The organism is Streptomyces sp. SCSIO 75703 (genome assembly GCF_036607905.1).
GTDB lineage: Bacteria > Actinomycetota > Actinomycetes > Streptomycetales > Streptomycetaceae > Streptomyces.
In genome coordinates this window covers 1,549,353-1,569,621 of the sequence record NZ_CP144555.1, presented here as the reverse complement: position 1 = coordinate 1,569,621, position 20,269 = coordinate 1,549,353, and the positions used below count along the sequence as shown (strand labels likewise).

The following is a 20,269-nucleotide window of genomic DNA, read 5'->3' as shown; positions in this document are numbered from 1 at the left end:
TCATTGATGCATACGGCCTTGGGCAGGCTCGGGGCTGAGGTCGGAGGTCGAAGGGTTCGGGGCGCGCCACGTGCACCCGGGCGAGAGCGGCGGCTCGCTGTCGGTCGGCGGACGAGGCCGGCGGTGCCGAGGTGGACGCCGGCCGGGACGTACAGAGGCCGGAGGAAGTGGTGCGGGGTGCGATGCGGGAACCGTGTCCGGAGGGAACGAGGGCGGGTTTGTGCAAGGGCGTGGTCTTGGCAGCATGCCCTGGCCTGAACCGAGGGGTGGGCTGTTGGTCATGACGCTCGTTTGACGCTTCGTGCCCCGTACGCAGGCCAGTCGGCCGAGAAATAGCCTCTGACCTGGTCCTTTCCGAGATCGGCTCAGTCCGACATCCTTCCGATGACGCACCATGTCGAGTGCGTGGCGATCCTGGAGCCGGTCGCGAAGGGCTCCTGACCTGCGGCTTTGCCCGTGCGCATTATGTGCGATGTGGGCGTTACGGGCGATATCTTGACGCTGAAATGACGCTCGTGACGCTCATTTGACACTCGTTCTGATGGGGTGTCAGGTGGTTTCGGGTTGCAGAGCGCGGGGCTGGGGTGAGGGGAGAAGCGCCTGAACGATCTGCTGCGAACCACGCGGCAACTGTCTCGGAAAGAGACAGCGAGGAGCCACGACGCGGTGACCGTGCTCCACGGAGCCGTGCGTGTTCCGGCGCTCACGCTGTCTCCCTGAGGTGGGGAGGGCGCGGTTCGGCCCGATCGGTGCCAGGCAGGAGGGGCCCTATCGGAGGCCGTGGCGGTCGAGGCGGTGGATGAGGCCGGGGCGGCGGTGATTGTCCTCGCGAAGGCGGATCAGCCGCTGGCGGAAGTCCGTGTCCTGCCCGGTGTGGGAGCAGGCGTCGCGCAGTTCCGCGAGAGGGTGACGGCCTGGTCGTAGGCGCTGGTCTTCTTGGTGGCGATGTGCGCCTCGATCCTCTGCCAGGCTGATCGGGCCTCGCTCGCGAGGGCGGTCAGGCGCCGGGCGCGGGCGGCGATCCGTTCGTGTCCGGCGCGCTGCCGGCGTTCGGCGCGCCCTGTGTGGGCGGCGTCCAGGAGTTGAGCGGTGGAGCGTTGCCCGGGAACCGTGGTGGGTGCGTCGGCACCGTGCAGGCGGTGCAGGAGTTCGGTGTGCAGCCTGGCTTCCGGGCCGAGGGCGAGCCGCAGCAGCAGAGCGTCCTTCTCCTTCTGGGGCAGTGCGGCGATCAGCGGGGCGAGCACCTTCTTCATGGGCCTGGCCGGTTTCTCCGGCGCTGCGGGACTGGCCTGGGCCGCGACCGTCAGCAGGTCGTCGTCCACGCGCAGGAAGTCCGCGAGCGCGCGCTGCGGGGCGGTCAGTTCGCCGAGCCCGGCCGGAACGGGCGGCTCCGGGCAGATCCGGTACTCCTCCTCGTCGTCCTCGAGTCCCCAGGCGGCGAGCGCGGAGAGCCAGGCGAGGTAGAGGGGGCGCAGGTCGCCGGTGGCGAGTTCGTCGCGGACGCCGATGAGGGCGGCCAGGGAGTCGTCGGCACCCTCGACCCAGTCGCAGCCTTCGTCGTCGCTGGTGAGGGCGAGCAGGAGGTGGGTGCGGGTGGTCCAGGCGTCGACGTGGTGGTCGAGGCAGTACGGCTTCACCGTGGGCAGAGCCAGGGTCTGCCTGGGCAGGCGGAGCATCAGAGGGTGGGTGCCCCAGTTGGTGACGTACAGGTGCGCGTCGAAGTAGCGCTCGACCATGCGGCGATGTGTCGATGGCGTTCGCAGCGCGCCTCGGCATAGCCTCGCGGACATGACCGAGGCATGGACCGACCACGCGTTGAAGGCGCTCCGCGCCGCCTGCCACACCGCGGACGGCCCCTCCCTGCTCGCCCTGCTGCATACGCATGACCCCGCCGACGTGCTGCAGCAGTGCGGAGACGCACTCACCGCAGCCGTCCTCCGGGGCGTGCCCGGGGGCCGGGAGACGGCGAGCGCGTGCACGTCCACCCTGCGTGAACGGGGCTGGCCCGGCGACGAGGTCCTCGCCGAACAACTCGACACGGTGGGCGGCGGTGCCGTCATGGTGCTGAGGCCGCTGTCGGTCGGTCTGGAGGAACTCTCCGGTTTGCTCGAAGGCGACCCGGCCTGGGGCGGTGGCCGCATCGACCTGGACACCGGCGAGTGCCGGCCCGCCCTCGCGGACACCGAGGAGTCATGGGACGAGGACGAACCGGAAGGCACCGAGCGGTGGCTCCATGTGCCGTGCGCCGGGTCACGCGATGCCTACCGTGACATGGAGGACTTCATCTCCACCCTCGACGACCGGGACCTCGCCCGGTTCCTCGGCATCGCGATCCAGGGCCCAGGATCCTTCCGCCGTTTCAAGGACATGCTGGCCACCTCGCCGGCACAGCTGCGGCGGTACTGGTTGTTCGCCGCGGAACGGCAGTACGGCCGGGCTCGAGCCTGGCTCGCCGATCAGGGCTACCGGCCCGCGCCACCAGGCGGTCATTGATCCGGGCGCGCTTACGCTCTCCAGTACCGGTACGCCTCGATCCTTCCCCAAGCTCTCGGCTCCGCTCGAGCAGGGGAGACCCCATTGCCCCCTCGGGCGCCGGGTCCGGCAACGGAAGGTCGAGAACGCCGATCGCCTGCCGGTGTTTGCCTCGTGTACAGACCGCCACGATCTGGCTGCCGGGCAGCAGGTCCACCTTCTTCACGGTGACCTCGACCCCGAGAACGACCGTCTTGAACGGGACAGCCAGATGCTCGGAGAGCATCGTGTAGAGGCCCGTGAGCTGCTCCTCGTCGTCGTAGGCGTCCACGGTGGTCTGCTCGACCAGCTCATCGAGTTCCGCGTCACTCAGTTCCCCGGTCACAGGGAACACGGTACCGGCCTGGCCCCGCAGTTCCCCTCGCTTGGTCCATCGCTGGCCGCTCCGTCCTGGGCCGCGATGGCCGTTCCTCCCGCCCCGGCGTGCTGCCTGGTAGTGCGTACCGACTTCCCGGCACCCGTCACGGGTTGGCGCGGAGAGGGCCGCCGACTGCACGGGGCGATCAGGCGCAGACTCCCCGTTCGCGATGCCTACCGATGGCCCCCGGGACTCATGGCTTGACAGGGGACCAGCCATGTTCTGGGTGCCTCGTGGGACTCGAAGCTGGGGCCAAGCGCTCAGTGGCCTGAGTCAGAGGTTTGGTGTTAGTTGGTTATGAGTCGTCCGGGGCCGAAGATTCCGCCGTTGTCACTGACCGATAGGCAACGGGTTGTGCTGGAGGGCTGGGTGCGTCGGCGGAGGACCGCGCAGGCGCTGGCTCAGCGGTCACGGATCGTGCCGGAGTGCGCGGACGGTCACTCGATCATGGGGGTGTCCCATCGACTGCGGGTTGCGCCGGACACCGTCCGCACCTGGCGGCGGCGCTTCCTGGCAAACGGCCTGGACGGTTTGTGTGACGAGCCCAGGCCGGGTGTCCCGCGGAAGATTACCGACGCGGATGTGGAACGAGTGATCGTCAGAATGCTCGAGGAGACACCGAAGAACGCGACGCACTGGTCGACGCGCTCGATGGCCGCCGCGACGGGCATGTCGCAGTCGACGGTATCCAGGATCTGGCGGGCGTTCGCTCTGGCCCCGCACCGCTCGCAGACCTTCAAGCTCTCTACCGATCCGTTCTTCATCGGCAAGGTCCGCGATGTCGTCGGCCTCTATCTCGACCCGCCGGAGAAGGCTCTGGTTCTCTGCGTGGACGAGAAGTCGCAGATCCAGGCCCTGGACCGGTCCCAGCCGGTCCTGCCGATGATGCCCGGGGTTCCCGAGCGCCGAAGCCACGACTACATCCGCGCCGGCACCATCACTCTCTTCGCCGCCCTGGAAGTCGCGACGGGCAAGGTGATCGGATCGCTCCACCGCCGCCACCGGGCCGTCGAGTTCAAGAATTCCTGGCCAAGCTCGACAGGGAAGTCCCCGCCGGCCTTCAGGTCCACCTGATCCTCGACAACTACGCGACGCACAAGACGCCCGAGAGCAAGAAGCGGCTGCTGGCCCACCCGCGCTTCCACCTGCACTTCACACCTACCAGCGCGTCCTGGCTGAACCTGGTCGAGCGATGGTTCGCCGAACTCACACAGAAGAAGCCCAAGCGCGGAGTACACCGCTCCGTCCAGGCTCTCGAACGCGACATCCGGGCCTGGCTGGCCGACTGGAACGACCAACCCAGGCCCTTCATCTGGACCAAAACGGCCGACGAAATCCTCGACGAAGTCGCCGCCTACTGCCACCGAACCTCTGACTCAGGTCACTAGTCCGCCTCGTCCGTCGCAACCGCTCCGTCGCAGACTCGGGCGTGGCGGACTGTCAGGCAGAAGGCATGGATCTCGGCGGCGCTGCATTTGCGATCGCAGTCATGAGGGACGACCTGGCTCGCCGCAGGCATGTCCATCCCCTTCCGGTTGGGCGTGAACGCCGTGCCCGGGTACGGCTCGTCCAGTGCGGCGAGGAGGACGGTGGCAAGGAGGCGCGAGCCGGGCCTGGACGGTGCCCGGCCCTGGTGGTCAGCCGGTGAAGTGTGTGGGACCGAAGCGGCCCCATGCGACGAAGGCAGCCAGGGCAAGGTAGATCAGGTCGCCCGTGATGGTGGCCTTCTCGCCACGGCGCAGGCGCATGGTGACCGCGCAGACGAAGAGCAGAACGAGCCCGGTGGCGGCCAGCGGCACCAGCACCGGCGCTATGCCGAGCACGGGGGGCAGGATCAGGCCGAGCGCAGCCAGCAGTTCGACGGCGCCAATGGCCTTGAGAGCGCTGGGGCTGAACTCCAGTGCCCACTGCGCGGAGGAGCCCACCGCGGCCAGCTTCTTCTGCGGCACGAACATCTTGGAACTGCCCACCAGACAGACAGCAGCGAGCACTCCAGCGGTGATCCACAGCGCAACGTTCATCGTCAACTCCCTGATCGAGGACTTCCGCACCCGAGACGAGGTAGCGACTCGGCCTGTGACATGCCCGAACCCGGAAAGCGGAGAGACGTGAGTCTCACCGTGCCGTGTCACAGGAGTGAGGGCCATCTCGTCTCGGGGGTGAAGGCATCGACGAACGCAGAGGATCACACGATGGACACGCGCCTGAACTACTTCGCCAACCCGGCCGCCGGCAAGGCACTCAAGCACTTCATGGCAGCTGGCCGGGAGCTGAAGGAACTGCCGCTGTCCGCGACGACGCAGGAGTTGGTGGCGCTGCGCGTGAGCCAGATCAACGGCTGCGCGGTCTGCATCGACATGCACACCAAGGAAGCCGCCGCGGCCGGCGAGAGCCCGGTGCGGCTGAACCTGATCGCGGCTTGGCGGGAGGCAACGGTCTTCACCGAGGCCGAACGCGCCGCGCTCGCCTTGGCCGAGCAGGGAACCAGGGTCGCAGACGCGGCCACCGGGGTCAGCGACGAGGTGTGGGCGCGTGCCGAGCAGCACTATGACGAGGAGCAGCTCGCGGCCCTCGTCCTGCTGGTCTCGTTCATGAACGCGGTTAACCGGCTGAACATCATCACCCAGCAGCCGGCGGGCGATTACCAGGTCGGCCAGTTCCACTGACCCGCTACTGCAATCCTGGCCCCGGCAAGGATGCCGGGCCAGGACGCCATGCCAAGACCATCAATTCGCCTCGTCGGCGAGTGGCCGACCAGGCATTCAGAACGCAAGGGGGAGCCGACGTGGGCAAGGTCGAGGAGTTCGAGGAGCTGCGGCCGTTGCTGTTCTCGATCGCCTACCGGATCCTGGGCAGTGTGGGCGAGGCTGAGGACGCGGTGCAGGAGACCTGGCTCCGTTACGACGCCTCGACCACCCGGCCGGTGTCGGTCAAGGCGTTCCTGTCGGCCACGGTGACGCGGATCGCCATCGACGTGCTGCGCTCCGCTCGGGTGCGGCGGGAGGAGTACGTCGGTCCGTGGTTGCCCGAGCCGCTCCTGGACGATCCGTACGAGGAGCCGGCACGCGCAGCGGAGCTGTCCGACTCGGTGTCGATGGCGGCGCTGCTGCTCCTGGAGCGGCTCAGCCCGCTGGAGCGGTCGGTGTTCGTGCTGCGGGAGGTCTTCGCCTTCGGCTTCGACGAGATCGCCGCGGCCCTGGGACGCTCGGAGGCGGCGTGCAGACAACTGCTCGTACGGGCCCGCCGCCACATGAACGAGGGACGACCGCGATTCGAAGCGGACCGCCAGGAGCGGCAGGAACTGGCGAGGCGGTTCTTCGAGGCACTGGCGCAGGGAGACGTGGACGGACTGCAGAGTCTGCTGTCGGCCGATGTCCAGCTCGTCGGGGACGGCGGTGGCAAGGCCCCGCAGCTGGCCAGGGCCGTCGCCGGCGCCGAGAACGTGGCCCGGCTGCTCGCCACCGTGTACCCGCTGATGACACGGGTCGACATCACGTGCGAACCGCGTGAGGTCAACGGCCAGCCGGGCGCGCTCTTCCGCGATCGCGACTGCAAGATCCTCCACGTCCTCACCCTCGACATGTTCGACGGTCAGATCCAGACCATCCGCTCGGTCATCAACCCCGACAAGCTCGGCCACCTCGGTCCGGTCGCCGACGCCTGGGCCGTTGACCGCGAAGTGAAGCAGGCCCGTAGTCAGACCAGGTGACCTCCCAAGCGGCAGGACCCGAATCAGAGCGGTCGCAGGTCAAAGCCACCGGAAGCTTGTCTCACCGCCTGGCTGGGACCAAGGCGCATAAGACCGACGGCGCGAGGGACTGCTGCACGGTGTGGTGACATTTGATCCGGCTTGCCTGTGGGGCGGCCTGGAAGGATGTTGCTGTGCCTGTTCTCTATCCCGGAGAGTTCCGTGACGACGTCGTGCGCGTGGCCCGCAACCGCGAGAAGGGCGTCACCCTTGCGCAGATCGCGAAGGACTTCGGCGTCCATGAGATGACGCTGTCGAAGTGGCTGCGCCAGGCCGCTGCCCGTCGCAGCGGACCTGCGCACGGCGGCCCGAGCACTCGGAATCGGGCCTGCCGTCTACGCCGAACCAGCAGGCCAGCAAGCGTTTGCGTCACCGTCTCGGTCCTGCTGCGGCGTACAGCACGGTGCCGGTCGCCAGCAGGACCCACGCGGTCGCGGCGGACGCCGTCGTAGCGGGGGAAATGATCATCCATTTGCTCACCTCTCCCGCGATGCCGGGGGGAACCGGGACGAGGAGAGTGAACGCGAGCCAGCCGATCGGCAGGGTCCAGGCCAACTGTGCCCCGCAGAGCACAGCCCCGAGCGCGGCCAGGCCGGCCAAGCCCGCGCTGTCGCGGACGACGAGCGCGGCCGGGGCGAGCTTGGCTCCCGCCGCCTGGGCTGCCAGCAGCGCCGCCCCGGCGACCGCGCCGGCCAGCAGCACGTGCGCCGCCCGCCGGGGCATCCACCGGATCGCGGCCGTCCGGTCCAGCGCGGCGTCCTGCCCGCCGAGCCCGACGGAAGCGGCCGCCACGTTTGCGGTCAGGATCAGGACCGCGATCCCCGGGCTCACCGGGCCCGCGCCGTCCCGGTTGAAGATCCACGCCGCCAGCGCGACGAGCGCGACCGCTGCGGCCGAGGTGGGCACCTGTCGTGAACGGGCGTACAGGATCAGCCATCTCATTGCGTCGCCTTCCCCGCCAACGCCTCGGTGTACTCCGTGCAGGAGAGGGCGGCGGCGTGCACCTCGGCCATCCGCGAGCGTTGCTCAGCCGGTGGCAGAGCCATCAGCCGCTGCCAGACGATCTCGTCGTCCGTCTGTTCACGTTGCGAGTACGCGTAGGAGTCCGGGCTCTGCAGCGGTGTGAACCGGTGATCGCCCAGGGCCCAGCTCGCGGCGATGCTCTGTGCGGGGATGTCGACCTGCCCCCCGCCCTCCCAAGGGGTGCGCGGTGCGCAGTTCGGTACCAGGCCCTCGGCGATCAGGAGACGGGTCAGTTCCGCCCCGGTCGCACGGGCGATCAGCGGGTCGTCGAAGTCGACCAGCACCGTGTCGCCGGAGGGCCGGCGTTCTTCGCCGAGCGCGCGCAGCCGGGTGTCCTCCCGCACCGAGTTCGGTGCCTTGTCGCCCAAGGCGTCGTGCAGCACGCGCAGCGCGTCCTTGCCGCGCGACGCGAGTTCGGGCAGGTGCGAGCGGTTTGCCTGCGTCACGCACACCGGCCCGTCGCAGACCAGGGTGGCGGCGACCTTGTCGATGACGTAGGTGTCGCGCGGAGTGGCCGGGAGGATCAGCAGGGCCGGGGCCGCGACGGCCAGGACGGGGGCCACCGCGAGCAGTCGGGCTCGGAGGGTCGCGGCCGACAGCAGTGCGAAACCGGTGGCGAGCAGGCCGAGCAGCCAGAGCGTCTGGCCGAGGTGCACGGAACCGGACAGGGTCAGCAGCATCTCCCGCGGCTCCGCAGTCGCCGGGAGCAGCAGAGCGAGCCGGTTCGGCGCGACGCTCGACGGCAGTGCCTCATCATGGCTCGGCCGCAGGGAGACGGTCGTCAGCAGGAGGAGCACGGTCAGGGCCGGCGGGGTGAGTGCAGAAGGCACGGCCCGCGCGAGGCCCATGCCGAACACGGCCCCCGCGACGAGGGACAGCGCCGCCACCAGCGAGATCGGCAGCCAGCCGAGACTCGTGTAGGAGGTGGCGCCGAGGGCCACCTGGACTCCGCCTACGAGGACCAGGAGGCCGAAGCCGGACGCCAGCACGAGTGCCGTTGCGCCGGCGGGCAGCGCCGCACGGCGCCAGGCCGGCAGCGGCGTGGTCGTCAGCAGTTCGGTCATCCGTGAGCGGGAGTCGCGCAGCCCGTACACCGCCCCCAAACCCACCACGAGCGGCCACCAGAAGCTCAGCAGGTACCGGGTCCACAGGGCCATGGAGGTCCACTGGGCCGTCCATCCCGCGTCACCCTGCCACCAGATCCCGTCGATCAGCAGGAGGACCGCCAGGCTGCCTGCCAGGACGACGAGGCCGGGCCACGGGGCGGCGGAGCGCTTCAGCTCGATGCGCAGGACACGTGCGTTCACCAGATGCCTCCAGGCTGCTCGGAGCCCTGGAGCAGCGCCGAGTAGCCGCGCTCCAGGGGGCTGCCGCCCGGGTGTTCGGGGCCGCCCGCCGCGGCCAGGTCGTCCGGCGTGCCCTGGAAGACGAGGCGGCCGTCGGCGAAGAGCACCACGTCGGAGCAGGCGGCCGCGACGTCCTCGACCAGATGGGTGGAGACCATCACACACGTGTCGCGGCCCAGTTCCTGCAACAGCTCGCGGAAGCGCAACCGCTGCGCCGGGTCCAGGCCGACTGTCGGCTCGTCCAACAGCAGCACCGCGGGATCGTTGACGATGGCCTGAGCGATGCCGGCCCGCCGCACCATGCCACCGGACAGGGTCTTCATCCGGTGGTCGGCACGGTCCGCCAGGCCCACCCGTTCCACGGCCCGCTGGACGGCCGCGGGGACGGCTGCCTTCGGAACCTCCTTCAACCAGGCCATGTACTCGACGAACTCACGCACGGTGAAGCGCTTGTAGTAGCCGAATTCCTGCGGCAGGTAGCCGATGCGGCGGCGCAGGGCCCGGTAGTCGGCCATCGCGCCCACCCGGGTGCCGAGCATCTCCAGTTCGCCCTCGGTGGGGCGCAGCACGGTGGCCAGTGTTCGGATCAGGGTGGTCTTTCCCGCTCCGTTGGGCCCCAAGAGGCCGTGGGCGCCGACGCCCAGGCAGAGGTCGAGTCCGTCGACGGCCATCTTCTTGCGTCCCACGCGTACCGCCAGACCTCTCGCCCGGATCTCCCAGGCGTAGGTTTTCGGTGCGATGTCGGCCGCGTTCGTGGTGGGCATGGTGCGGTGGTCCCTTTCGAGGGTCGGCGATGGTTTCACAGCGTCGAGTACGCGTTTCTGCGGGCGATCACGGCGCCGATGCCGAGCGCGAGGAGCAGCCCCCACGCAGGCAGTTGGCCGGGCTGGAAAGCAACTCGCAGGGCAAAGGGGGGGCCGGTGACCCACGCGGGCGCCACGACGACGCCCCACGCCGCCGCCAGCCCGGTGGCGGCGCGGGTCACGCCGACCAGGCTGCCCAGCGCCAGGGCGGTGGAAGTGAAGGCCAGGGAGGGCAGCAGCCACTGCGCGGCCGTCATTGTTCCGGTCAGCCAGCCCTCTACCAGGAGCCCGGGAAGGACCACCACGAGAACCGCCGTGGTGCGCCTGAGGAGCAGGGGCAGGCCGGCTCGGGCGGTCGAGGCCGTCAGTTCGTACGCCGGGTCCAGGCCGCGCGACCACGATGCGGCGACACCACACAGCGGCAGCACGGGGGCGATCGCCAGCACGGGAGAGATGTCGCCGAAGAACGCAGGCGGCGCGAGCGCGTCCAGCAGCAGCGCCATCAGGGTGACCACGACGGTCATGGCCAGCCACGGGGCCATGACCGGCGTCAGCCAGGCCGACGGCCACCTCGGGCGGTGTCGCCGCGGGGGTGTCCTGACGGCCGCGTCCAGTTGCGGTTCCAGACCGGCCCGGACGGTGTCGAGGAGCGTGGCGATGCCGGGCACCTCGGTGGCCACGGAGGCCGCCAGACGACTCCGGCACATCGCGCACGTCTCCAGATGGGCCTCCAATGCCCACACCGCGTCCACGGCCATCTCCGTAGCACCACGTGCGTAGTCGTCGAGCAGCCGCACCGACGCGTGTTCCCCGCTCATGCCAGCGCCTCCCGCATCGCGATTCGGGCCCGGCGGGCGCGGGTCTTGACCGTGCCTTCGGGCAGTCTGAGCAGGACGGCGGTCTCCCGCACGGAGAACCCGTCCAGCACCATGGCCTGCAGGACCTCTCGAAGTTCCGGCGCCAGTCGCCGAAGAGCGTCACCGACGTCCCCGTCGACGGTCCCGGCCAGTGCCTCGTCCTCCGCCGCGGGCGCCACCGCCCGCTCGGCGGCGGTGACCGGCGGCTCGGCATGGTGGGCACGGCGCCGGAACGCGTCGACGAGGCGGCGCGCCGCGATCGTCCACAACCATCCGACGGCCGTCCCGCCGACCGCGCTCCCGGCGAATGCGCCGGCCGCGCGCCACACCGCCAGATAGGTCTCCTGCATGACCTCGGCGACGATCTGCTCGTCCGCGCAGCGGCGGCGCAACCGCACAGCCAGCCACGGCGACGTGCGCCGGTACAACTCGTCGAACGCCCCGCGGTCACCTCTGGCCACCAGCCGGACGAGGCGCTCCTCGTCCAACTCGTCCAGTGCTCTCCAACGTAAGCTCACACCAGCCAGACGCCCGATGGCGCGCACAGGTTCTGCTCCTGACGTGGTGTGCGTCACATTGCCGCGCGTAGGCGATGAGCGGAGGCCGCCGGCGTTTCCGTGGGCGTCGTCCGCAAGCTGGAACGCGGCGGGACGGCTTCCCTGCCGTCGCTGCTGTCGATCGCCGAGCCTGCCGAGCGGTGGACCGGGAGTGCGAACGGGCCGGAGCCCCCGGTCCGGTGCTGATGGCGAACATGCGGTGGCTGTCGCGCTACCGCGGGCCTCGGTGCCCGCACCGGGATGTCGCGGCCGCGCTGATGGAGGTGTTCGCCGAGCCGGGACCGCTGCCGGATGACGGGCGGCGTCTCCTACGGCGTCCACGTCCCCCGGGCCGCCATGCGGCGTGCCCACGGCTCGAGGTCGGCGGGCTCGCGGCCCAGTACCCGGCGGACATCGTCGCTCACCTTGGCGGAGTGGCCCGCCCGGTGCAGGGCGAACATGGCGCCGAGCCCGTCGGCGGCGGCTTCGGGACGGCCCTCGGCGAGGAGTTCGGACCGGTAGGCGGCCGGGGTGAGTTCCTCGTAGCGGATGGTCCGGCCGGCCGCCTCGGCGATCGTCCCGGTGGCCTCGGCGAAGGTGAGCGCGCGCGGGCCGGTCAGGACGTACGTGCGGCCCGTGTGTCCCTCCTGGGTGAGTACGGTCGCGGCGACCGCCGCCACATCGTCGGCGTCGACGAACGGTTCCGGCGTCTCCCCGATCGGCAGGCCCAGGCGTCCTGCCCGCAGAGGCTCCAGCCACAGGTCCTCGGCGAAGTTCTGGAAGAAGTTGTTGGGCCGCAGGACGGTCCACTCGGCACCGGATTCCCGGACCGCCTCCTCACCTGCGGTCATGCCCTGGCCGAAGGCGAAGCCGGGGCCCGCTTTCTCGATGCCGTGACCGGAGAGAGCCACGAAGCGGCGTACACCGGCCGCTGTGGCCTGCCGCACGAACTCCCGTACGTGGGAGGGGTCATCGGGCGTGACGAGGTAGACCGCCCCGGCTCCGGCGAGGGCGGGCTGCCAGGTGTCGGGCAGGGTCCAGTCGAAGACGGTCTCGCCGGAGCGGGAGGCGGCCCGGACCGAGGTGATGCCCGTGTCGCGCAGTCGGGTGACGAGCCGGCGGCCGGTCTTGCCGGTGGCGCCCAGGACGAGGATGCCGGAGGGGGCGGGGCGTGCGCTCTGCGTTGTCATGCGGCAAGTCCATCGTGGTGCGGGCACCGCGGCCATGGCCGTCCGTCCGTCGTCCATAGGCAATCGTCCGGGACGGCCCTTGGTCGTGCCTAGGGTTGGTTCCATGGACGTGTTCGACGAGTTGTTGCGGGGCGTGCGGGGCAGGGGCGCGGTGTTCGGCCGTTCGGTGCTGTGGCCGCCGTGGTCGCTGCGGTTCACCGACGGCGCTCACCTGACTCTGTGCGTGCCGCTGCGCGGCGCCGGATGGATTGTGCCGGAGACCGGAGAAGCGCGGCACGTGACGCTCGGCGACACGGTGATCGTCCGGGGGCCCGCACCGTTCTGCTTCACCGACACCGCGCCCAGCGGTACCGGGACGGAACGGGCGGCGGGCGTACGGGAGGTGCGCTGGGGCGGGGAGGGGCCGGACCATGTGGTCCGGGAGGTCGAACTCGACTGTTCCACCGTGCTGCTGGCTGCCGCGTACGACGTACGGGAACAGGTTCCGCAGCGGATCCTGCGTGCGCTGCCGCCGGTCCTGGTGGTCTCCGACGAGCAAGACTGCTCGCCGATGTGGGACTACCTGGAGACGCAGATCGGTGTCGGCCGGCCGGGGCACCAGACCGTGCTCGACCGGCTTCTGGACTGGCTGCTGGTGTGTACGCTGCGGGACTGGTTCGACCGTGCGGAGGCCGAACCTCCGGGGTGGTACGGCGCACTCGGCGACGACGTGGCCGGACCCGCCCTGCGCGCGATGCACGAGGATCCGGCGCATCCGTGGACGACGGCGGAGCTGGCGGGCCGGGCCGGGGTGTCGAGGACGACGCTGGCGAAGCGGTTCACGGAACTGGTCGGGACCGGGCCGGTGGCGTATCTGACCGAGTGGCGGATGACGCTCGCCGCCGATCTGCTGACCCGCCCGGAACTGACGGTGGCCGCGGTGGCCCGGCGGGTCGGCTACGCGGATGCGTTCGGCTTCAGCGCGGCGTTCAAACGGCTTCGGGGCGAGAGCCCGAGCGCGTACCGGCAGGGGGCCGCCGCCGGCGGTACGCGGAACCGCGCCATACCGGCGGGCTGATCCTGGTGCTGGTGCTGGTGCTGGTGCTGGTGCCGGTGCCGGTGCCGGGCCGTGCCGGTCGGCGAACCGGACGGCTTCCGCCCTCCGGGGGAGGGGCCGGTGCGCATCGGTGGCCCCGGGAGGCCCCGGAGCCATCCGGTGCCTCCCCGCCCCGGAACTCAGCCGCCCCTTCAGGACCAGGCGCCCGCCGCCGACGCGTCACGGACGAAGTCGGCGATGTCGCGCGGCGGGCGGCCGAGTGCTCTTTGTACGCCGTCCGTGACCGGTGCCTCCCGGCTCGTGCGGATCGGCTTCATCGCGTCGGTCCAGAGTGCGGCCTCCTCCTCGGGCAGTCCCTCTGCCACCAGCCCGGCCCGGAAGACGGACTCCTCCACCGGGACGTAGGCGGCACGCGTGCCGGTTGCCTTCGCGATCTCGTCGAGGACGTCGGCGATCCCGAGCGCCCGGGGGCCGGAGAGTTCGTACACCTCGCCGTCGTGGCCGTCCTCGGTCAGGGCCGCGGCGGCGACCGCTGCGATGTCGTCGGCGTCGACGAACGCGGCGGACCCGCTGCCGGTGGGCAGGGCCAGTTCGCCGGCGCGGACGCCGTCGAGGAAGACGCCCTCACTGAAGTTCTGGGCGAACCAGCCGGGCCGCAGGATCGTCCAGGCGGCGCCCGACGACCGGACGGCCGCCTCGCCCTGCGCGTGCGGGCCGCCGCCCTCGTAGGAGGAGCCGAAGTATCCGGGCACGTCCACGCCCCGGGCCGAGAGCAGCACCAGCCGTCGCACCCCGCCGGCGACGGCCTGTTCGACGAAGGCGGGCGTCGGGGAGGGCGAGGTGTCCAGCGGGACGATGTAGACGGCGTCGACCTGGTCGAGGGCCGCCTGCCAGGTCGTCGGGTCGGCCCAGTCGAAGGGAGTGGCCCCCGACCGTGAGGCCGCTCGGGTCCGTACGCCCAGTTTGCGGAGCAGGGCCACCGTCCGGCGGCCGGTCTTGCCGGTGCCGCCGGTCACCAGCACGGTGCCCCCGGTATTCCTCGTGTCCGCGGGTGTCGTGCGCATAGGTGTCGCGTGCGTTGGTCTCATGCCGCAAGCCTGGCCGCGCCGGTGTCCGGCGCCCATGGCTCATCGTCCGGGAGGGATGTCCGCGCGTCCGGGTTCCTGCCGACCTGCCGGACGGTGTCGGGGACGACGGCGCTCGGGCGCGACGGGCCCCGACCTGGCCGCATCAATTGATACCGGCCTGCTATCACCTCTGTATGGCGATGACACTTCGGCTTCCCGACGGCCTTGACGCGAAGCTCACCGAGCGGGCTCGTCGGCAGGGCCGCAGCAAGCAGGAACCTGCCATCGAGGCCATCCGTGACGCCCAGGACCGGGCCGAGCTGAAGGTCGATGACGTCCTGGCCGAGCTCATGGAGAGCGATGCGGAGATCCTGGACCACCTGAAGTGACCGATTGGCCCACTCCGGTCGCGCAGGGTCGAGGGGCGGCCTCGTGAAGACCGCCCCGGACGGGCCACCGGCCCACCACACTCACCACGTGCGGCCTCTGAGCTGGTAAAACGTCGAAGTCCTGCGGGAGTGCCAACGACCGGCGTACGGTCTTCGGCACTCCGCGCGTCACCGGGAGCGGAAACCGGCTGCGGCCTTGGCTCGGCGACCGAGGTAGAGCACGATCAGGCCGCACAGCGCGGACGGGATCGCGAGGGTGAGGAACAACTGCTGATGGCTCCACCCGGCGGCGAGCAGGGCACCGACCAGGAGGGGGCCGACGATACCGCCGACACGACCGATGCCGAGCGCCCAGCCGACACCGGTAGAGCGGACTTCCTCGGGGTAGTAGACCGCGGCGAGGGCGATGACGCTCTTCTGACCGCCGCTGACCGAGCAACCTATCAAGAAGATCGCGACCAGTACCACCCAGACCGGAGCGCCGAGGACGATGCTCATCAGGGTCAGGAAGCCGCAGCCGACGAGATAGAGCGTGCTGAGGGCACCGAAGGAGCCGATCCGGTCCATGGCTGGGCCGATGACGAAGGCGATCACGATGCCGCCGACGGTGGTCATCGAGGCGGCCGTGGCAAGGGTCGCGGCGGAGTAGCCGCGCTCGCTGAGGATGGTCGGCATCCAGCTCTGCAGGCCGTAGAACATCGCCAGGTTGATCGAGAAGACCAGCCACAGCAGCACGGTGCCGAGCAGCTGACCGCCCGAGACGAGTTGCCGCAGCTTGACCCGTTTGCCGGGGTCGGCGCTCTCGGCCTCGACCTGCGGTGCGTTCACCTGCGGCAGGGCGGGGTCGATCCGCCGGCACAGTGCGTACGCCGCGGAGGTCTCGCCACGGCGGAGCAGGTGGGAGATCGACTCGGGGAGCCGCCACAGCAGCACGGGGACCAAAGCGAGCGGGGCCACCGCCCCGGCCACGAAGACCGCCCGCCAGCCGTAGGCGGGGATCAGCCAGTCGGCGGCGTAGTTGGCGGCGACGAAGCCGAGCGAGAAGCCGCAGTAGATGGCCAGCACCAGGCTGGCGCGGACACGCTTGGGGCTGTACTCCGCGGTCAGCGCGATCGTGCTGGGCGTCGCCGCGCCCAGTCCGATGCCGGTGATGAACCGCATCGCCAGCAGTTGCTCGGGACTCTGTACCCACACCGAGGTGAGGGTGGCCAGCGAGAAGGTCAGCACGCCGAGGATGACGAGGCGCTTGTGGCCGAACTTGTCGGAGAGCGGGGCGACGAGCAGGTAGCCGATCATCAGGCCGACCAGGGCTGCGGAGAAGATGGGGCCCATCGTGCTCTTCGTCAGGCCCCAGTCCTCGGTGATGGCCGGGGCCATGTAGTTGATCGACTGGGTGTCGAAGCCGTCGAGGAACATCACCAGGCCGCACAGCAGTACCGTGCCGAGCTGGAATCTGTTGGGTCGTCGGCTGTCGATGAATGCGGGCAGACGCAGCGGAGCGGCCGCCGCGGTGGTGTCGGTCATGGAGTAACTCCACTGGGAGAGGGAGCCGTCCGAGGCGTTCCTCAGACGGCGGCCGGAGCACCGGCGGCCGAGACGAACGCATCGGCGTGGAAGCGTTCCGGGGCCACGCCGCGTTCGCGTGCCAACGCGTCGGCTGCGGAGTTGATCATGGCTTCGCCGCCACAGGCGTAGATCTGGTGGGTGCTCAGATCGGTGTGGTCGGCGAGGAGCACGTCCTGGACGTGCCCGGTCGCACCTTCCCAGCCCGGGTGGGGGCGGGAGAGGACCGCGGTGAACCGCAGCCAGGGGTAGCGCTTGGTCCAGAACTCGACGACGTCGAGCAGGTAGAGGTCGTCGAGGGTGCGGGCGCCCCAGTACAGGTGGATGGGGCGGGTGAGCCGGCGGGCGGCGTGGTCGAGGATGATCGACCGCATCGGAGCGAACCCGGTTCCGGTGGCCAGCAGGATGACCGGCTCCTCGGCATCGTCCGCCACGAAGAACTCGCCGAACGGCCCCTCGATCTCCACGGTGTCGTGGAACTCCAGCTGTTGCAGGATCCTGGCGGAGAACACGCCGCCCGGCTCGTGTCGGACATGCAGCTGAGCCAGGTCGTTGTGCTGCGGCGAGTTCGCCAGTGAGTACGACCGGGTGTCGCCGTCGTCAAGGACGATGTTGAGGAACTGCCCTGCCCTGAACGGCGTGCGCCGCCCGATGGGGTAGCGCAGGTCGAGGATCGTCACGCCTGGCGCGACCTGGCGCCTCCGGTGGACGGTCGTGGTCAGTCGCTTGCGGACCGGCGGGGTACGCTGCTCGACCCACTTCGGCACGATCTGCACATCGCTCTTCGGGCGGGCATGGCACAGCCGCACCTCGGCCGGGCCGCGTACCTCGCCGCGGCCGGGCACATCGAAGGTGCCCGCGACCAGGCTGCCCACGCAGGTATCGCAGACGCCCTTGCGGCACGAGTAGGGGATCGCCCAGCCGGCCGTCTCGGCAGCGTCGAGGACGTTCTGGTCCGGACCGCAGTCGAAGGCGATCTCGGACTCCTTGACGCTGACGGTGAATGTCATCTCACAACTCCCGGGCGGTCGGAGCGAGCAGGCGCAGCGCGGTCAGCACCGCGCTGGGATCGGCGACCCCGTGGCCGGCGATGTCGAAGGCGGGGCCGTGGCCCACGCTGGAGAAGGGCGCGCCGGCGCCGATGGTGACCGCGGCAGCGGTCCGGCCGGCCAGCGTCTTGACCGGGATGTGCCCTTGGTCGTGGTACATCGCCAGGTAGGCGTCGTAGTCGCGTTCGCCGCCGAGCAGGATGTCGGCGCCGGCCGGGCCCTCCGCCCGCAGTCCGCGCTCCCGCAGGGCCGCGACCGCCGGCTCGGTGATCTCCTGGTCGTCGGTGCCGAACAGGCCGCCCTCCCCGGCGTGCGGGTTGATTCCGAAGACACCGATCCGTGGGGTCGGGATCCCCATGGCGACCAGGGCGGAGTGCAGCGCGAGCCCCGCTTCGGTGACGATTTCGGTGGTGAGCCGCGCCAGCGAGTCGGCGAGCGGCTCGTGCAGCGTCACGTGCGCGATGCGTACGCCGCCGCCGACGAGCATGAGGAAGACCCGGTCGACCGGGGTGCCGGTGAGTTCGGCGATCAGAGGCGGGTATCCGGCGAAGCCGATGCCGGCCTGGTGCACCGCGGACTCGGAGTGCGGGCAGGCGACCACGCCGGCGTAGGTGCCGTCCATGGCCAACTGCACGGCCCGTCTGGCGTACGCGATGGTGGCGGCACCGGCCGCGGCGGTTACCTCCCCGATCTGCAGGTCGGCGGGATCCAGGGCGCCCGCGTCGACGATGTCGCACACCCCGGCCTCGGCCGTCACACCGGGAACGGCGTCGCGCAGCGTGAGACCGACCTGCCTCGCCGGTCCTTCGAGCGCGCACCGGTCGCCGACGAGGACCGGCGCCGCGGCACCCGACTCGGCGACCGCCTTGGTGGCGATCTCCGGGCCGATGCCGTTCGGGTCTCCGATGGTGAGAAGCAGGCGGCTCACAGCGGCAGCACCAGCAGGGTGTCGATGCGGGAGCTGTCGCAGACCACGATCCGCTTGTTGAGGAGGGTCCTTCCGCCGGTGAAGACGTACTCGTCGAGGTAACGGCCGCTGGCGAAGATGTCGGTGGGGCCGTTGCCGGTGATCCGTACGACCAGGAAGGAGGTCTCGCTGGTCGCGCCGGTTTCGCTCTCCTCGGCGATCGCCGGCTGACCGAGCAGGTGCCGGTAGGCGTGCGGCTCGTAGATGTTGGCTTCCTTGAGCGCGGAGACGCGGTCCTTGAGCATCGCCTTGTTGTCAGCCCAGATGACACCGGCGGGCAGCCCACGGCGGTGGTTGTCCGCGGTGGTCACCTTGTAGAAGGCGTTGTCGGTGAAGTGCTCGGGCCAGTCCTCGATCGGGCCGTCGTCGATGGCGCGCACGTAGCTGCCCTGTGCCCGGCTGATCCGGGTGAACGCGTCCGTCACGTGTCTGCTCCTTCGGTCTCGCCGACGGTGAAGCCCATCGCCTCGCGGTAGACCTTCCAGAAGCCGCGGATCGATGCCTCGGTCACCCGGCTCTCGCTGGAGACTGCCTGGTCGCCCCCCATCTGCAGGGTGGCGAACTCGCTGCCGGCACCGGCGATGCCGCGCTGGACGAAGCCGCCGATGGCGCCGTCCTCCATCGAGACGTAGCCCGCCGGCCCGACCAGGTTGGACTGCTTCATCCGGGTCAGCTGCTGCTCTTCGGTGTCGTCTTCGAACCCGAGATAGGTCCAGTTGAGGCTGGTGGTGTCGACCCCCGTCGGCAGCACCTGGCGCACCGCGATGGAGTTCTGGATCTGCTGCAGGACGAATCCGGGGGAGACGGAGAGGATCTGCAGGGTGATGTCGTCGCCGACCTCGCTGAAGCTGTCGACCAGGGAGGGGTCTTCGAGCTGGTACTCCGAGTCGGAGCGGATGTTCTGGTCCTTGTACGTCGACGCCGCTTTGGCCTCGGCTTCGCGGTTGATTGCCGACCAGCTGACGTGGTGGCCGCCGTTCTCCGAGACGATGATGCCGCCCTTCTGGTTCAGCTTGTTGAGCCCGAAGGTGGTGAAGAACAGGTGCAGGATGCTCGCGTGGTAGGAGTCCTTGACGTTCTCCATGTAGAGCTTCCAGTTGTTGGGCAGCTCCTGAGTGAAGCGCCCCAGTACGACCGGCTTGCGGCCACCGAGCACCCGCTCGATCCGGTCGAGGATCTCCTGGCCGAGGTACTCCTCGATCTCGGGCACGTCGTTGTCGAGGCTGCCGAAGACCAGACCGTGCACGCTGGCCAGCCGCAGCCGGCGTGGGCTGTGCGCGGCCTTGCAGAAGTCCTTGCCCATGCCGCCCTTGCCGTTGATGCCTTCCTCGAAGGCGACCCCGGTGAGGTCGCCCTGGAGGTTGTAGGTCCAGGCGTGGTAGACGCAGGTGAAGTCCCTGGCGTGTCCGTAGTGCTCCATGGCGATCAGGGCGCCGCGGTGGGCGCAGCGGTTCTCGAAGGCGTAGATCTCACCGTCGTGGTCGCGGGTCACCAGCACCGGCTGCTCACCGATGAAGGTGGCGCAGAAATCGCCGGGCTCGGCCAGCTCTGCCTCCAGGCAGAGGTAGTTCCAGAACGGCCCGTGGAAGATGTTCTGCTGCTCGGCCCGATAGACGTCCTCCTCCTGGAACACCCAGTACGGCACCTCGGCCAGCGACCGGGGCCAGCTGCGCGCCGCCATCGCGGTCGCCGCCCTGCTTCCCTCTGACACGCGTCCTCCTCCACCACACGGCGCTTGACGCCCCACTGTTGCGTTCGGATAGCGCACACATGTATGCTTTGCGAACATCGCTCAGTAGAGTGGC

At 70.1% G+C, this 20,269-nt stretch carries 20 protein-coding genes and 1 pseudogene; 7 read left to right on the top strand and 14 right to left on the bottom strand.

What is annotated here, in order from left to right:
* Positions 1-839 precede the first annotated feature (839 nt).
* Positions 840-1,736: a hypothetical protein gene (locus tag VM636_RS06640; RefSeq protein ID WP_053914419.1), complete on the bottom strand. Its 897-nt coding sequence runs from the start codon at positions 1,734-1,736 to the stop codon at positions 840-842.
* 52 nt (positions 1,737-1,788) lie between these two features.
* On the opposite strand from VM636_RS06640, the gene VM636_RS06635 reads away from it, so the two are divergent.
* Both VM636_RS06635 and VM636_RS06630 read left to right on the top strand, forming a co-directional pair.
* Entirely contained in the window at positions 1,789-2,493 is a 705-nt protein-coding gene (locus VM636_RS06635; protein ID WP_053914420.1) for a UPF0158 family protein, read from the top strand.
* Between the two features lie 694 nt (positions 2,494-3,187).
* Positions 3,188-4,278, top strand: a pseudogene (locus VM636_RS06630) (IS630 family transposase).
* Between the two features lie 249 nt (positions 4,279-4,527).
* Here the strand turns inward: VM636_RS06630 and VM636_RS06625 are convergent.
* Positions 4,528-4,911 (bottom strand): DoxX family protein, encoded by a 384-nt coding sequence (locus VM636_RS06625; RefSeq protein ID WP_053914422.1) that lies wholly within the window; start codon positions 4,909-4,911, stop codon positions 4,528-4,530.
* A 171-nt stretch (positions 4,912-5,082) separates the two neighbouring features.
* Here VM636_RS06625 and VM636_RS06620 point away from each other — a divergent pair, with 171 nt between their 5' ends.
* From VM636_RS06620 to VM636_RS06610, 3 genes are all read left to right on the top strand, one after another.
* Positions 5,083-5,556 carry a carboxymuconolactone decarboxylase family protein gene (locus VM636_RS06620; RefSeq protein ID WP_053914441.1) on the top strand — a complete coding sequence of 158 codons (474 nt, stop codon included), beginning with the start codon at positions 5,083-5,085 and terminating at the stop codon, positions 5,554-5,556.
* A gap of 119 nt (positions 5,557-5,675) precedes the next feature.
* Positions 5,676-6,599, top strand: a complete 924-nt coding sequence (locus tag VM636_RS06615) for an RNA polymerase sigma-70 factor (protein WP_030422525.1) — start codon at positions 5,676-5,678, stop codon at positions 6,597-6,599.
* Between the two features lie 173 nt (positions 6,600-6,772).
* The gene (locus VM636_RS06610; RefSeq protein ID WP_078962780.1) at positions 6,773-7,090 is read left to right on the top strand and encodes a helix-turn-helix domain-containing protein; all 318 of its coding nucleotides are present in this window, start codon (positions 6,773-6,775) and stop codon (positions 7,088-7,090) included.
* On the opposite strand, the gene VM636_RS06605 is transcribed toward VM636_RS06610, so the two are convergent.
* The 6 genes from VM636_RS06605 to VM636_RS06580 form a co-directional block, all read right to left on the bottom strand.
* Positions 7,008-7,580 carry a hypothetical protein gene (locus tag VM636_RS06605; RefSeq protein WP_053914423.1) on the bottom strand — a complete coding sequence of 191 codons (573 nt, stop codon included), beginning with the start codon at positions 7,578-7,580 and terminating at the stop codon, positions 7,008-7,010. The genes VM636_RS06610 and VM636_RS06605 overlap by 83 nt on opposite strands.
* Positions 7,577-8,968 (bottom strand): hypothetical protein, encoded by a 1,392-nt coding sequence (locus VM636_RS06600; RefSeq protein WP_053914424.1) that lies wholly within the window; start codon positions 8,966-8,968, stop codon positions 7,577-7,579. The genes VM636_RS06605 and VM636_RS06600 overlap by 4 nt, the downstream gene beginning before the upstream one ends.
* On the bottom strand, positions 8,965-9,771 hold the full coding sequence (locus VM636_RS06595; RefSeq protein WP_053914425.1) for an ABC transporter ATP-binding protein: 807 nt from the start codon (positions 9,769-9,771) through the stop codon (positions 8,965-8,967). The genes VM636_RS06600 and VM636_RS06595 overlap by 4 nt, the downstream gene beginning before the upstream one ends.
* A gap of 35 nt (positions 9,772-9,806) precedes the next feature.
* Positions 9,807-10,628: a hypothetical protein gene (locus VM636_RS06590; RefSeq protein ID WP_030422521.1), complete on the bottom strand. Its 822-nt coding sequence runs from the start codon at positions 10,626-10,628 to the stop codon at positions 9,807-9,809.
* Complete coding sequence (locus VM636_RS06585) at positions 10,625-11,128, bottom strand: RNA polymerase sigma factor (protein ID WP_051821529.1); 504 nt, start codon at positions 11,126-11,128, stop codon at positions 10,625-10,627. Before VM636_RS06585 ends, VM636_RS06590 begins: the two co-directional genes overlap by 4 nt.
* Positions 11,129-11,532: 404 nt before the next feature.
* The gene (locus VM636_RS06580; RefSeq protein WP_030422519.1) at positions 11,533-12,393 is read right to left on the bottom strand and encodes an NAD(P)H-binding protein; all 861 of its coding nucleotides are present in this window, start codon (positions 12,391-12,393) and stop codon (positions 11,533-11,535) included.
* 103 nt (positions 12,394-12,496) lie between these two features.
* Here VM636_RS06580 and VM636_RS06575 point away from each other — a divergent pair, with 103 nt between their 5' ends.
* Positions 12,497-13,450 (top strand): AraC family transcriptional regulator, encoded by a 954-nt coding sequence (locus tag VM636_RS06575; protein WP_053914426.1) that lies wholly within the window; start codon positions 12,497-12,499, stop codon positions 13,448-13,450.
* Positions 13,451-13,620: 170 nt separating this feature from the next.
* Here VM636_RS06575 and VM636_RS06570 read toward each other — a convergent pair whose 3' ends face one another.
* The gene (locus VM636_RS06570; protein WP_053914427.1) at positions 13,621-14,493 is read right to left on the bottom strand and encodes an NAD(P)H-binding protein; all 873 of its coding nucleotides are present in this window, start codon (positions 14,491-14,493) and stop codon (positions 13,621-13,623) included.
* Between the two features lie 197 nt (positions 14,494-14,690).
* On the opposite strand from VM636_RS06570, the gene VM636_RS06565 reads away from it, so the two are divergent.
* Complete coding sequence (locus tag VM636_RS06565; protein WP_030422516.1) at positions 14,691-14,885, top strand: hypothetical protein; 195 nt, start codon at positions 14,691-14,693, stop codon at positions 14,883-14,885.
* Positions 14,886-15,053: 168 nt separating this feature from the next.
* Here VM636_RS06565 and VM636_RS06560 read toward each other — a convergent pair whose 3' ends face one another.
* Genes VM636_RS06560 through VM636_RS06540 form a run of 5 tightly spaced genes read right to left on the bottom strand, consistent with a single transcriptional unit; the run spans position 15,054 to position 20,175 of the window.
* Positions 15,054-16,409: an MFS transporter gene (locus tag VM636_RS06560; RefSeq protein ID WP_053914428.1), complete on the bottom strand. Its 1,356-nt coding sequence runs from the start codon at positions 16,407-16,409 to the stop codon at positions 15,054-15,056.
* A 41-nt stretch (positions 16,410-16,450) separates the two neighbouring features.
* Entirely contained in the window at positions 16,451-17,458 is a 1,008-nt protein-coding gene (locus tag VM636_RS06555) for an FAD-binding oxidoreductase (RefSeq protein WP_053914429.1), read from the bottom strand.
* Position 17,459: 1 nt separating this feature from the next.
* Complete coding sequence (locus VM636_RS06550; protein ID WP_030422513.1) at positions 17,460-18,425, bottom strand: 4-hydroxythreonine-4-phosphate dehydrogenase PdxA; 966 nt, start codon at positions 18,423-18,425, stop codon at positions 17,460-17,462.
* A complete protein-coding gene (locus VM636_RS06545) occupies positions 18,422-18,889 on the bottom strand; it encodes a nuclear transport factor 2 family protein (RefSeq protein WP_030422512.1) in 468 nt (155 codons plus the stop codon). Before VM636_RS06545 ends, VM636_RS06550 begins: the two co-directional genes overlap by 4 nt.
* A complete protein-coding gene (locus VM636_RS06540; protein ID WP_234312772.1) occupies positions 18,886-20,175 on the bottom strand; it encodes an aromatic ring-hydroxylating dioxygenase subunit alpha in 1,290 nt (429 codons plus the stop codon). The genes VM636_RS06545 and VM636_RS06540 overlap by 4 nt, the downstream gene beginning before the upstream one ends.
* Positions 20,176-20,269 lie beyond the last annotated feature (94 nt).

What these genes read in the sequence shown, in the direction of transcription:
- VM636_RS06575 (WP_053914426.1), top strand. Translation starts at nt 12,497, where the DNA reads ATGGACGTGTTCGACGAGTTGTTGCGGGGCGTGCGGGGCAGGGGCGCG.
- VM636_RS06620 (WP_053914441.1), top strand. Translation starts at nt 5,083, where the DNA reads ATGGACACGCGCCTGAACTACTTCGCCAACCCGGCCGCCGGCAAGGCA.
- VM636_RS06565 (WP_030422516.1), top strand. Translation starts at nt 14,691, where the DNA reads ATGGCGATGACACTTCGGCTTCCCGACGGCCTTGACGCGAAGCTCACC.
- VM636_RS06635 (WP_053914420.1), top strand. Translation starts at nt 1,789, where the DNA reads ATGACCGAGGCATGGACCGACCACGCGTTGAAGGCGCTCCGCGCCGCC.
- VM636_RS06640 (WP_053914419.1), bottom strand. Translation starts at nt 1,736, where the DNA reads ATGGTCGAGCGCTACTTCGACGCGCACCTGTACGTCACCAACTGGGGC.
- VM636_RS06605 (WP_053914423.1), bottom strand. Translation starts at nt 7,580, where the DNA reads ATGAGATGGCTGATCCTGTACGCCCGTTCACGACAGGTGCCCACCTCG.
- VM636_RS06555 (WP_053914429.1), bottom strand. Translation starts at nt 17,458, where the DNA reads ATGACATTCACCGTCAGCGTCAAGGAGTCCGAGATCGCCTTCGACTGC.
- VM636_RS06580 (WP_030422519.1), bottom strand. Translation starts at nt 12,393, where the DNA reads ATGACAACGCAGAGCGCACGCCCCGCCCCCTCCGGCATCCTCGTCCTG.
- VM636_RS06625 (WP_053914422.1), bottom strand. Translation starts at nt 4,911, where the DNA reads ATGAACGTTGCGCTGTGGATCACCGCTGGAGTGCTCGCTGCTGTCTGT.
- VM636_RS06560 (WP_053914428.1), bottom strand. Translation starts at nt 16,409, where the DNA reads ATGACCGACACCACCGCGGCGGCCGCTCCGCTGCGTCTGCCCGCATTC.
- VM636_RS06570 (WP_053914427.1), bottom strand. Translation starts at nt 14,493, where the DNA reads ATGCGCACGACACCCGCGGACACGAGGAATACCGGGGGCACCGTGCTG.
- VM636_RS06590 (WP_030422521.1), bottom strand. Translation starts at nt 10,628, where the DNA reads ATGAGCGGGGAACACGCGTCGGTGCGGCTGCTCGACGACTACGCACGT.
- VM636_RS06595 (WP_053914425.1), bottom strand. Translation starts at nt 9,771, where the DNA reads ATGCCCACCACGAACGCGGCCGACATCGCACCGAAAACCTACGCCTGG.